We start from the raw sequence: 13,155 nt of genomic DNA, 5'->3' as shown, positions 1-13,155 counted from the left end.
GTGCTTAAAATTTCAATTATCAGAAAATCCTTAAAAAAATCTTTCCAATAATTCATTTTTCTTATTTCTACTAACGGAGGCCTCTAATTCGTTTATTAGTTTTAAAACATCGCCATCTCTTTTAGAAAATTCTTTTACATGATTCATATTTACCAAATAAGAAGCATGAACCCTAAAAAATTCAGGGTAATTAAACTTTTTTTCCACTTCTTTTAAGGTTTTGGTAACCAACAATTTTCTTTTGTCTTTTAAATGTACCGTAGTATAGCTTTTATCGGCTTTTAACATTACAATATCATCTCTTTCCAACAAAGAAATTGTTCCATCCGCTGCAATGCTGATTTTATCGTTATTTGCCTTTATGTTGTTAAATAACGATTGTAGTTTGTCTTCTAGCACATTTTCTTTTCTAGAAGTTTTCACTTTTTCAACCGCCGTTATCAATTCATCTTTATCCACGGGCTTTAATAAATAATCAATAGCCGAAACTTTAATTGCTTTTAAGGCAAACTCGTCATGAGCTGTTGTAAAAATAAGATCGAATTTAGTGTAAGATAATTCATGCAAAAGGGAAAAACCATCCATTTCAGGCATTTCAATATCCAAAAAAACCAAATCGGGCTTTTCTCTTTCAATAGTGTTTATGGCTTCTTTAGGGTTGTTACATTTGATGATTTCCATTTCATCCACATAACGGTTAAGCTTCCATTCTAAAGCTTCAAGTGCATTGATTTCGTCATCAACAAGTACTGTCTTTAACATGGTAAGGGGTTGCATTAGAGTTATTAAAGGGCAAGATACTACATTTTCAGTATTTTACACAAGACTTTAATCCGTAATTTCAATAACGCGTTTAATTTCATTTCCCAATTCATCTACAACCGTGACAATATGTTTACCAGGTTTTGGACTCAAAGCCAATTCATGAAAAGTTTGTGTTGTACCAATGTAATGCTCATTTAAATACCAAAAAATTTTAATATCAGGTACGTTATGAGCCAACCTAAAAACCAACTGATTGGTATTTTCGTCAAAATCTTTTGGTAGAAAAACCTTGACGGATTCTTTAGGGTAAATAAAGTCCATTACCGCTTTGCTATTGGACAAACAGCTTGATAAAAAAGATGGTAAAGTTTTATAAGTTGGGTTTTTACGCTGATAATAAAAAGCCTCTAATGGGGGTAAAACAAACCAAGAGGTATGTTCCATTTTGTTTATAGGATAACACGAAGAGTTTACCTGATACTGTTTGCTTTCGTCTAAATGTACCCATAAATGGTAGGGACAAGCCTTGGTTTTTAGTCCAGCTCGTTGTACGAAAACCGAATCTTTTTGTTCACAAATTTCTGAAGCTCTGTAACCACTTTTGGAGCATACGGGAATTTTTTCCATCTCATCAAAAGGCTCTTTAAACCAGTCACTTTTGGGCAGTACATCAAACACATCAAACAAAATTGGTGCAGCAGTTGAAACTCCAACTAGGCCAGGTCTGCCTTCACCATCAGCATTGCCTACCCAAACACCAACTACATAATCTTTAGTAGAACCAATGGCCCAAGCATCTCTAAATCCAAAGCTGGTACCCGTTTTCCAAGCAATTTCTTTTGAGGAATCAAAGAATTCCCAATTTTCTTCGCCTTCCGGTCTATTTACTTCTTTTAACGATTGATACGTCATATAAATCGATCCTGCATCAAAAATGGTTTTTTCGGTAGATAATTTCCCGAAATCAACCTCATCTTCCGCTAAGTATGTGGGGTTTACAAACTCGTTGGTATAATATTTACCACTAGTTTCTTGATAGTGATTAATGGTAGAAGACATGGCTGCGTAGCTTTTGCATAAATCCCATAAATTGCTTTCAGCACCACCTAAAATTAATGACAATCCGTAATGATTGGCATTGTATTTAATATCGGTTAAGCCTAATTCCTTAACATAATGATGGAATCTGTCCAAACCGAAATCTTGAAGCATTCTAACTGCAGGAACATTTAAAGACCTTGACAAAGCTCTACTTGCGGGAACAGCACCGTCATATTCCAAATCAAAGTTTTTGGGATTATAACTCGCTATTTGAGTAGGAATATCAGCCACTAGAGTGTTCGGTAAAATTTCACCGGCATCCAACATGGCGGCATATAAAAACGGTTTTAAAATACTGCCTGTACTTCTGGGTTTATCTATAACATCTACATCCTTTTGATGTTCAATATCGGTAGGCGAATTGCCTACATAAGCCAGTACTTTTCTTGTTTTTACATCCAACACCAAAACTCCAATATTATAAATCTGATTTTGTTGTAGCGTGTTGTAGTTGTTTTTTACTATGGTGTTTATGCGTTGCTGTAAGGCTTTACTTACAGATGTTTTTATTCTTTTTCCAGTATGTTCCTTGTTAACAGCTTGTAATAAATGTGATGCAATTTTGGGCAGTGGATATGGTTTTTGCGGTAATTTTTCTTGAATTGCCAACTCATAAGTCAAATCATCTATGGTTTCTTCTTCAAACAGTTTTTTTAATAATCTGTTGCGTTTTTCTAATAATCGTTGTTGATTTTTACCAGGATAAATCAGACTTGGTGCATTGGGCAATACCGCCAAGGTAGCACTTTCTGCCCAAGATAAGTTATGTGGGTTTCTACCAAAATATCGCCAAGCGGCAACATCTAGACCTACAACATTGCCTCCAAAAGGGGCATTTGCGGCGTACAAGCCTAAAATATCATTTTTACTATGGCGGAATTCCAGTCGGGTTGACAGAATTATTTCTATAAACTTTTCAAAATAAGTTCTACCTTGACCTTTGCGGGATAAGCGAATAACTTGCTGGGTTAAGGTACTTCCACCGCGTTTTACACTACCAGATTTAATGTTTTGCCAAAAAGCTTTTGCAATAGAAACGGGATTAAATCCTGGATGTTTATAAAAATAAGCATCTTCAAAAGCAATTATCGATGCAGAAAACTTAGCGGGAATGCTATCCGAGTGCGGAAAACGCCATTGCCCATCTGTGGCAATTTGGGCTCCCAATAATTGTCCGTCAATGCTTTCTATAACAGTAGAAGTAGGTTCGGAAAACAATTGTTTGGGTAATGAAAAATAATACCAAATCAAGAGTATAGCGAATACGATACTCTTTATTTTATGAGTTTTTATTAGAGTTATTATTTTGTTCATTAACGGTTTTCAATTTCTGAATGGAATAGCAAAAACCTACAGGGTCTTCCGCCAGCGGGCGGACAGGTTAAGACCTTGCAGGTTTATTATAATTTTATTTCACACAACAACAAGCGGATGCGATTTTCCCCTACTTGGTTACCGTAATCCATTGCCCTTTATCGCGAACGAAGTAATCGTTATCGTACATGGCTTCTGCCTGTATTCCCGGTAAATAATACTTGCCTAAATACGATGCATTTAATTGAACCGTAAATGTTTTTGATTTTTGTTTGTCCAAATCAAAATAGAAATTGACCCTATCGTCCCTGATGTCAGTAAAATTGGCTTGACTTGTCGTAGAGTTTCCATAATCGGTAAAGCGTGTATTAATAATTTCCCATCCTGATGGGAAAATCTGTGTTAATGCGATATTTGAGACAAATTCGTGCTTTAAATTGCTTACGGTTACCGTTGCCGTAAAATCGGTGCCTTGGACTAGGTTTGTAACATCCATACGTTTTCCTTCGCTGTCTTTATAAACCACTTGTACGCTTAAATTACGTTTTTCTACTAATTCTTCACCTAGAGGTAGTATTCCAGAATTCAAGATGGTAACATAAACCGTATTTGCCTTTTTATTGGTCACTTTTAGGCTATTTCCGCCATCAGTTATCGTTAATTTTCTCTGGGCGATAGACTTTTTAGTATTGATTGCATCGGCTTTTCCTCCATTATTGCTAAACTCAACATTTAAGTCTTTACCGCCACCTATTTCTACCATTTTAGCCATCGCCAATAAACTGTATGCTGTAGTTTGTGTGCTCATCCATCTGTCGGAAGATAATTCTTTAGCCAGATATTCAGACATTTCGCGTGATTTCGGATTGTCTGTCAACAACATCGTTTCCATAGCCATAGCCCTGTTTCTATTCGTTGAACCGTAGGTGTAATAATCATAGCTTCTAGATTCAAAATGAATATTTGCGGTTTGGGCGATTTTTTTTGCTACTTCTTTTTGTCCCGCCAAGGCGTAAGCTGCTGCCAATCGCCATTTGGCATCGTTCGAAAGTTCGTTAAACTCGCGTAATCTGTTCATTGAAGCCAAATCTGCATGACCGGCCAACGCTAAAGTGTATAAACGATATGCCTGAGCTAAATCTGTATTGTAACGTTTATAGCTGGCTCTCCAATTTCTGGCCGCTTCTTGTTGGTATTTTATCCAATTATTCATAAAAGTCAACGGCATTACATAGCCTTTTTTCTGTGCTTCGAGCATAAAATGACCTGCGTAACTTGTACCCCAATCATCAGCGGTATTTTGACCTCTCCAGTAGCTTAATCCACCACTTGGTGTTTGATATTGCCCTAATTTTTCAACTGTTTTCTTAACGTTTTTATCGATTTCCTGCTTTTTATCAAAAGTCAAATCTAATATATCCGCCAAATACAATTGTGGAAAACCACTAGAAGTAACCTGCTCTACACAACCATGTGGATAGCGAATCAGATACTGCATTCTACCTGTAAAATCCATAGGTGGCAACGTAGAAAATTCTACCTGTGCAAAGCTAGTTCCAGGTACTCCAAATGTATTAAAATCAATGGTTTGAGATGTGTTGGGCTCTAAAATCACTTGTATTGATTTTGAACTTACAGGATTCGGATTCACCACATCAATCTCCACTTTGTATGATGATTTTTCTCCATTACCTGAAGCCAAAACTTCAATAGTTCCGATGCCCTGTGCCTTACTGACATCCAATTCAAAATACACCATTTTTTCATCGGGCTTAGCGAAAGAAAGTGATTGGGTCTGTTGGCCAACAATCGAAATTCCTTTGCTCAATTTTAAACTTATTTTTGCGTTTTTTATCTTATTTTCCATCGCAAAAACAGTAACAGGAAGTGTTACTTTTTCACCTGGACTAAGTTTCCTTGGTAAAGAAGACAATACCATTAACGGTTTACGAACCGGTGTTGTTTCACTTGCACTTCCGTATGCTTCTTTGTTGTTGTCACCTGCAATAACCATGGTTCTGACCGAACCGATGTATTTGGACATCAAGATTTCATGTGATGCTGTTTTGCCTTTATCCAAGGTAAATGGACCTAAATAAGTTACTACCGGTTTAAATCTGTTGGCCTTTTTAGGTTTTTTTGGCCCCGCATCTTCATCACCACCAATAGCGAAAATTTGAGCAATTGTTCCGCCATACGCACCGATTACGTAGTCAAAAATATCCCATGTTTTTACGCCAAGGGCTTCTTTGGCATAGAAATCATCCCAAGCATTTGGGGTTTTAAATCTCGTTAAATCCAATAAACCGTCATCCACAACTGCTAAAGTATAAGTCATAGGTTTACCTTGTTTTTCGCTCACTTTTACGGTAAACTTTGCTTCTGGTTTCAATACTTTGGGCATTGAAATTTGAGGTTCTAAAATAGTATTTGGGTCTTTAACCATCAACGGGATAACACCGTACATCCTTATTGGCAGATCACTTGCCGTTGAGGCGTGCGGTTGCAATAACGAAATATTTACAAATACGTTTGGTGCCATTTCTTTAGTGATGGCAATTTCTGTAGTTGTTTCTCCTTTTTGGGTTTTAATCCAACGTTGATCGATTACTTCCGTGCCATTTTCTATACTGATTAATGCTCTACCAACTGTTCCCGATGGGAAAGTGATTTTGGCCTTTTCGCCAACATTATAATCTTCCTTATCGGATGAAAATACGAGCATTGTAGCTCCAGACGCATCGCTACCCGCAGGTCTTTTCCACCAATCTTTGTAGAAATAGGCTGTTCTACCAGTAGCATGACCACTTTCTGGGTCGTACACACGGATTAGGTATCGTCCACCTTCTTCGTCAGAGACATTAACTTTAAAAGTACCTTTTCCATTGGCTGAGGTATTAAGAACCTGTGATAGTACAGGTTTGTGATATTGACTTCCAACATAAGAAGCTAAGTCGTCATAAGACGAATTCCACCACCAACGCCATTCTACTTTATAAACTTTTATTTCTACACCTTTTCTGGCTATAGGATTTCCTTGATTGTTAACCGTAACCACATCAAAAGCTACATCTTCATCCGTAAAATATGAACCATACGCTTTTGCCTCAGGCGATTGTAAGCCTACAAAAGCATCATAAGGTGCAAAATTCTTGGAAATAACATCAATGGAGAAATCGCCGCCGTTTTCAAAGGCCCTCGTTAAGAATGAAGCTTTTAACATTCCTGGTGCTTTGCTATTGAAACTTAATTTTTTGGTCAAATTAGCATTTCCTTCAGCATCTAGTTTTCCATCAAAAACGGTGATTTCTTCAGGTGTAAAACTTCTGGTTGGATCAGCAAACACATAATTTGGATACTTGTCAAAAGCTGTTGATGTTGTAGTAAATTTTGCCTTTACATCCGCTTTTAAGTTCTTGGCATCTGCACCGTGAAGCCATTTAACGGACAGTTTTCCGTCAATAGGTTTATTGGCAGTTAAAATTTCATCTTCAAAATCAATTGCAATTTTTAAACGGTTTGGTTTAACGGTTTCTACTTTTAGTCCTTTATAGAAATTGGCACCACCAACGCTTATTTTAGCATTCCAATTTCCTGTAGCCGAAGTTTCATCCGTTACAACGGTAAATTTATGGAAGCCATTTTTCCCATCGGTATCTATTAATTTATGAGTTAATTTTCCGTGTGGATCTGTAATTTCCAGCTTTACTGGATGATTTTCTGGAAGTTTATTAGCGTTATCGTTCAGCACAAAAGTCAGGTGGATACTATCTCCAGGTCTCCAAACACCACGTTCGCCATAGATATAGCCTTTTAGGCCTTTTTGCAATTGCATTCCAGAAACGTCAAACTTACTTAAGGACAATGAATATCCGTCATTTAACTTGAGATAAGTTTTTTGTCCCGAATGTGAAACCACCGCAAAATGGGCATTTTTATCAGAGTTGTAAAGAGCAAAACCTTGGCTGTCTGTATTAACGGTGCCCAATTCTTGTTGTTGAAAATTGTACAACACAACTTTTGCTCCAGAAATAGGGTTGGTTGTCAAAATATCGGTAACCGCAAAATGATAGGATTTGTTCTCTCCTTTTTTTGCAATAACACCTAAATTGGTTGCCATTATATTGGTCGTAGCAATATTATTTTCATTGAAATAATAGGCTTCTTTACAAGGGTTTTCCCTATCTTCCCAATTATAATATCTATAATTTTTATAGCTATAAATCAGGTTATCCCAATACTGCTCTTCGCGATCTTCGAGTTCATCTTCGTCTAGACTGCTGTCGTCATAATTTTCCCCTTCTTCGAAATATTCTTCGTAATCTTCAGTTTCTACGTTAGTGACCAATTGGCTTCCATCACAAGTATTTAATGCATATTCTTGAGTAAAACTCAACTCAATTCTGTAAATAGCACCAGGATCGGCTTTTATCATTTTTGAAAGATCTACCGCATAGGTTTTCCATTTACTATCATTTTCAATATCAGAATTTATCAACGTCATGGTCTTTTTTGCCACACGACGACCCACACGCCTAACACTATAAGAATTAATTCCGTTGAGGTTTTCTTCTTGTAAAAATTGTAAAATGTTGTTCTCAAAAATTTTGATAACACGTACATCAACTGCTTTTAAATTTACCGCTTCAAAATTCAATTGTAAATTTTTTGAATCTGGTAAAATAATACCATTACTAATTAATCTAACCGCTGGTTTTAACTCTTCAAAAGCGATTTGTTCAGAGAATTTTTTCTTGAACTTAAAACCATAAACATTGGTAATCCCTGTAAAAACATCCACTTGTACATTACCTTTTAAACGTGCTTCAGGATATACTTTTAATACATTTCCATCAACAACATACTTTAGGTTACTAGATCCGGCAATGGTTACCAAACCTTTAAAATTTTGTTGTTTTTTTATGGGATCAGAAAAATTTAGGGATAAATGTTGTTCCGGTGATTGAACCACATCTACATTTACAATGGAAAAATTACTAATCCCTGGGATGGTTCTTTTTGCCTCGCCTTCATTGTCAATTCCAAACTTTTTACCTGACCATTTAATCTCGATTTCAGAATCATCTTTTAAACGATGAATACTGTCGATTTTAAATTGATAAACAGATGAATTTTGTGAAACCGGTAACCATTTTACAGTTAAAGCTTTACCATTTTGTGAAACTGAAACCAATTTTTCAACGGTTTCTAACGGAATAATATCCGCAGAGCGTAAAACACCTTCAATATATTGCCATTCTTTACTATATGATTGTAGATTATTTGTGTTTAGGGCAAAGTTTGGCTGAATGGTTTTAAACTTAAAGGTATATGCTGCAAATTCTGAAGGAAGGTTTAAATACAATTCCGATAAGTTTACCGTAACCGTATATTCGGTATCTGGTTTTAAATTTTCTTCAGGATTGAAAACAAAGGTCCGCGAATTTAGAGCGGTTACTTTCCCTTTTATAGATGGCGAAATAGAGATTACATCTTCCGAAATTTCTTTGTCGGGCTCCCAGCCTTCCACTTCTTTAGCCAATCCTATTTGAATGGATTCCGTTATGGAAACCACTCCAGAAGTAGTATAATATATATAATCCTTAAATTTAAAAAGGTTATCGGTATCTTCTTGTGGATTCTTTTTTTTACATGAAATTACTACAATTACCAATACAAACATGGTAAAAATTCGGTTGAAAGTCTTCATTTTGATAGGGTTAGATTACCATACCGCGTTCGCACAACGATATTATTATATAACCACAAAATTAGATGATTATTGTATGGTTAAATACACGTGAAGTAGGGGTTTAGGCATCCCCGAAAATGGGGTAGGTTCAGTCTGCAGTCCACAGTCTCCAGTAGGCAGTACAACTTTGACTGAAGACTGCCAACTGCCAAGTGAATACTTATTTTCCTATCTTTGAAAAAACATTAACCATGGAAAACCTATACAATACTGGCATTAAATTCGCCCCTCAGCTACTTATATTGGTTTTTATAGCCATTACTTTTTTACAATCTGGCGTAGATAAAATAACAGATTGGAACGGAAATTTATCGTTTTTAAAAGAGCACTTTGGTAAAACGTTTTTAAGAAACAGTGTGCCCTTATTACTATTGATTATCTTAATTGGAGAGGTTATAGTGGGGTTTTTGAGTATTATAGGAATTGTTCAAATATACGTATCTGGAAGTACTGCCCTAGGTTTTTTAGCGGCGGTTATTGCCTCAAAAATATTGTTGATGTTGTTATTTGGGCAACGTGTAGCTAAAGATTATGCTGGGGCAATGACCATAGTAGTGTATTTTATGGTTACCGTTTTTGGAGTGTATATATTAAGATAAAGTCAGAATATTTTCGCCTACATCCACTCCATCAATAAAAATATTAACAGTATAAACGCCCTTGGTAAATTTGTGTACTATTTTATCAATAAACATTACCGCTTTTAAACTTTGGTTGTTATAGTAAACGGTTGTCTGATCCGTATAGCTTTGGTCTTTACCGTTTGCTAAAGCAAATACCCCTTTTTCGTTAACTGTTTTGCCCGAAGGTGACTTTATAACAACATAAGCATCTTTGTAACCTTTTTTAGCATTACTATTGGGTTGTAGCCTAAATGTTACACGAAGTGCATTTACCTTTTTAGACCTGTCCGTTTCAATATATTTTCCCCTTTTACTCTGCATTGCTTTTACACTTACTTGCTTAGTGCTAATAATAGCTTCTTCTTTAACGGCGGGTTGTTTATTGTTTTGCGTCTTCTCTTCAACCTTTACTTTAGTATTAGTATCAGATGTTTGTGATGAAGCACTTTTTGCTTTTAGTTCTGCCAATAATTTGTTCGGATCTGTTTCTTTCGAATTATTATTCTCTTGATTTTTCGCTTGTTCAAAATTGAATTTGCTCTCTCTTTTTTCTTCTGCTACTGCAGTATTGACCAAATTATCGTAATCTGAGTTATTATTTTGTCCTAATTGTACTGTTTCTTTTTTTGAAACTTTTTGTTGACTTGCTTCAGTAATAGGTTCAATCAATTGATTTTTGGAGGCTTCTTTCTTATCAACCTCTGTTTTGTTATTTTCTTGATTGCTTTTTTCTATTTCTTTATTTAACCATTTTGCCTCTTCGCTTAAAGTTTCTTCTTCTTCGATAGGTTGATTAGTTTCGATTAAGGATGATGTTGCAACCTCATTTTTATTTGATGTTAAAGTTGATTTTTTTGGAGCTTCTTCTGTCTTTACCTCTTCGGTTTTTTGCTTCTTATCTTTAGCTGAAATAGATGTTTGATTCTCTTTCAACTTTTCAGTTTGGACCAATTCATTTTTTGAACTTTCTACTGTACTTTTTACCACTTCGGCTGATTCTCCAATTTCTGAATTTTCAGTTTCGGATGCTTCTTCCGTTTTGGTATCATAAGCATTTTCGGTCTCAACTGCTTCAGAATAGCTTGATGTTTGAGCTATATTTTTTTCCGGTTGTGCGTCTTGAACTTTGGTAGTTTCTGATACAGCGTTTACAGGATTATTATCGAAATTTTCAGTTGCAGCTTGTGGATTGATAAATGCAAATTCCGTTCTTCTATTCTTTTCGTGGGCTGCCTCACTACATTCAATACCGTCTATACATTTATTCACCATTTTACTTTCTCCATAACCTTTGGCTTTGATTCTGCTTCTATCAATGCCTTGAGACACCAGGTATTCTAAAGACGCTTTAGCTCTGCGTTCTGATAATTTTAAGTTATAGGCACTGCTACCTCTTGAATCGGTATAAGAAGACAGTTCAACATGAATCGTCTTGTTGTTCTTCAAGATCTTAGTCAATTTATCTAATTCTCTAGCTGCTTTAGCTGTAATGTCTGACCTATCAAAAGCAAAGTAAACAGGACTGATTGCGGCTTCATCTTCTTCAATAGCGGACTCCGTTCGAGTTACAGCTTCTTCAACTTCGTCAATTTGTTTTATTTCTTCTTTATCTTCTATAACTTCTTCCGCATTTTTGACATCATCCGCTTCAGCGATAAGCGTTTCTTCGGCCTCAATTTCTTCAGCTGATTTTTTAATCAAGAATTTATTGGCCTCCAAGGTAGGTGCTTCTAAATAATTTGCCGTATTTACAATATGGTCTTCAGTATTGTAATTATCTGCTTCTGCTTTAAGTGTATAGGTTTGATTGCAATCTAGTGTTAAAGCGTATTTTCCTTCGGCATCGGTTTTAATTTGTTCTAACTCTTTGTTATCTTTATCAAAAAGGGAAATAATGGCATCTTTAATTATTTGTTTGGTCCCATTATCTTTAACCACACCCGTAATTGCTTGAACACACGGTCCATCTTCTTTTACCTTTTCTACCAAGAATGAATAAATATCATGATTATTTTGACCTTGCAACCTGTTTGAGGAAAAGTACCCTCTGTCGTCATTTTTACTTATAATAAAAGCAAAGTCGTCATTTGCACTATTAATAGGTGCATCCAAATGAACTGGTTTAGCAATTGGGTTTTTGAGATCAATACAATACACATCTAAATTTCCTAATCCATCTTTGTGATTGTTAGAAGAAAAGTATAGTTTAAAGTCTTTTGTTATATATGGTGTAACCTCGTTACCCGAAGTGTTAATTCTATTTCCCAAATTTTTAGGTTCTCCAAAACTACCATCATCAGTTATAGCAACTCTAAAAATATCCGCACCCCCTAAAGTTCCGGGCATATCCGAAGTAAAGTAAAGTTCTCTACCATCGTTACTTAAGGATGGCTCTCCAAAAGAATATTTATCATTGGAAAAAGGTAATTTTTCAATGTTGGTCCAACTTCCGTCATCATCAACAGCCGCTTTGAACAATTGTTCTTTATCTTTTCGTTTTGGTTTTTTTCTATATTTTTTAGCAGAAAAATAAACTGTTTTTAAATCGGGGCTGTAAGCTGCACCGGTTTTGGTAATTTTATTTGTGGGCAATCCTTGTATTTGTTTTTTATCGATAATATCTCCTTCGGCACCAACCGTAGCCAAAAATAAATTAGATTCCGACAGTTTTTCACTATTGGTGTTTATTTTTTCTGTGTTGGGTGATTTATAGATAAACTGATTATCGCTTAAAAAAGTTACGCCATAGTCTGGCTGGGCAGTATTGGTTTCTAAATATTTTATCAAATATTTGCTCTCAGCGGTTTGTGCAAAAGCCGATACGCAAAAACAACATAATATTGTTAATAATATAAATTTCCTCATTACTAAATCTAAGTTGTGTTAGCCTATTCATAACGATAGTTTTTTTATTTAAGTATTTGTTATCAACAACTTATTAACATTAAAAAGCCCGATTCAAAATTGAATCGGGCTTAACTTATTGATTGTCAGTATGTTTTTTAGACTATTCTTTGTTCTTGTAAGATTTATTTAATTGAACTAAAACATCATCTGTAATATCTGCTTTTTCTTCGCCGTACATAACCGTTCCATTGCTTCCGGTAGTACCCAACACAAAATTATAACCCTTTTCTTTGGCATAAGTTTTAACAAAATCATTTATTTCTTTAGATAGTGATTCTAAACTTTCCTGCCCTTCAGCTTGTACTTGTTGCTGAATGGCCTGTTGGCGTTGATTTATTTGTTGTTGTTCTTGCATCAATGCTTGTTCTCTTTCTGCTCTTGCATTGGCAGACATCTTTTGGGCATTATCTTGATATACTTTTGCTTTATTTTGCCAATTACCAATTAAACTATCCAATTCAGATTTTAATTTATCTGATTTTACTTTCATAGTTGCTTCGGTATCTTTGGTGCCTTTGTACTCTTTCATAATTTCTTCTACGTCAACGTAAGCAATTTTTACCGATTCTTGGCATGACATTAAACCGAATGCTACTACAGCTATAATTACTAAATTCTTCATTTTATTATCTTGATTAAAATTTCGGCAAATATATAAAAATAACATTGCTCTATATCTTAAAATCATATTAT

6 protein-coding genes are annotated in these 13,155 nt (G+C 35.4%); 1 reads left to right on the top strand and 5 read right to left on the bottom strand.

What is annotated here, in order from left to right:
• Positions 1-30: 30 nt before the first annotated feature.
• From UMM65_RS05510 to UMM65_RS05500, 3 genes are all read right to left on the bottom strand, one after another.
• Entirely contained in the window at positions 31-762 is a 732-nt protein-coding gene (locus tag UMM65_RS05510; protein WP_321975486.1) for a LytR/AlgR family response regulator transcription factor, read from the bottom strand.
• 66 nt (positions 763-828) lie between these two features.
• On the bottom strand, positions 829-3,180 hold the full coding sequence (gene pbpC, locus UMM65_RS05505; protein WP_321975485.1) for a penicillin-binding protein 1C: 2,352 nt from the start codon (positions 3,178-3,180) through the stop codon (positions 829-831).
• A gap of 130 nt (positions 3,181-3,310) precedes the next feature.
• On the bottom strand, positions 3,311-8,890 hold the full coding sequence (locus UMM65_RS05500) for an MG2 domain-containing protein (RefSeq protein WP_321975484.1): 5,580 nt from the start codon (positions 8,888-8,890) through the stop codon (positions 3,311-3,313).
• 233 nt (positions 8,891-9,123) lie between these two features.
• Between UMM65_RS05500 and UMM65_RS05495 the strand changes: the two genes are divergently transcribed.
• Positions 9,124-9,531 (top strand): DoxX family protein, encoded by a 408-nt coding sequence (locus tag UMM65_RS05495; RefSeq protein ID WP_321975483.1) that lies wholly within the window; start codon positions 9,124-9,126, stop codon positions 9,529-9,531.
• On the opposite strand, the gene UMM65_RS05490 is transcribed toward UMM65_RS05495, so the two are convergent.
• Positions 9,523-12,420, bottom strand: coding sequence for an OmpA family protein (locus tag UMM65_RS05490; protein WP_321975482.1), 2,898 nt, complete (start codon positions 12,418-12,420; stop codon positions 9,523-9,525). The genes UMM65_RS05495 and UMM65_RS05490 overlap by 9 nt on opposite strands.
• Before the next feature lie 142 nt (positions 12,421-12,562).
• Positions 12,563-13,084 (bottom strand): OmpH/Skp family outer membrane protein, encoded by a 522-nt coding sequence (locus tag UMM65_RS05485; RefSeq protein ID WP_321975481.1) that lies wholly within the window; start codon positions 13,082-13,084, stop codon positions 12,563-12,565.
• Positions 13,085-13,155 lie beyond the last annotated feature (71 nt).

The organism is Aureibaculum koreense, from assembly GCF_034296135.1.
In the GTDB taxonomy this organism is placed as follows: Bacteria; Bacteroidota; Bacteroidia; order Flavobacteriales; family Flavobacteriaceae; genus Aureibaculum.
This window is presented reverse-complemented; position numbering and strand designations above follow the sequence as displayed.

Excerpts from the sequence above, each read along its gene's own strand:
- UMM65_RS05510 (WP_321975486.1), bottom strand. The coding sequence starts at position 762 with ATGTTAAAGACAGTACTTGTTGATGACGAAATCAATGCACTTGAAGCT.
- pbpC (WP_321975485.1), bottom strand. The coding sequence starts at position 3,180 with ATGAACAAAATAATAACTCTAATAAAAACTCATAAAATAAAGAGTATC.
- UMM65_RS05495 (WP_321975483.1), top strand. The coding sequence starts at position 9,124 with ATGGAAAACCTATACAATACTGGCATTAAATTCGCCCCTCAGCTACTT.
- UMM65_RS05500 (WP_321975484.1), bottom strand. The coding sequence starts at position 8,890 with ATGAAGACTTTCAACCGAATTTTTACCATGTTTGTATTGGTAATTGTA.
- UMM65_RS05485 (WP_321975481.1), bottom strand. The coding sequence starts at position 13,084 with ATGAAGAATTTAGTAATTATAGCTGTAGTAGCATTCGGTTTAATGTCA.
- UMM65_RS05490 (WP_321975482.1), bottom strand. The coding sequence starts at position 12,420 with ATGAGGAAATTTATATTATTAACAATATTATGTTGTTTTTGCGTATCG.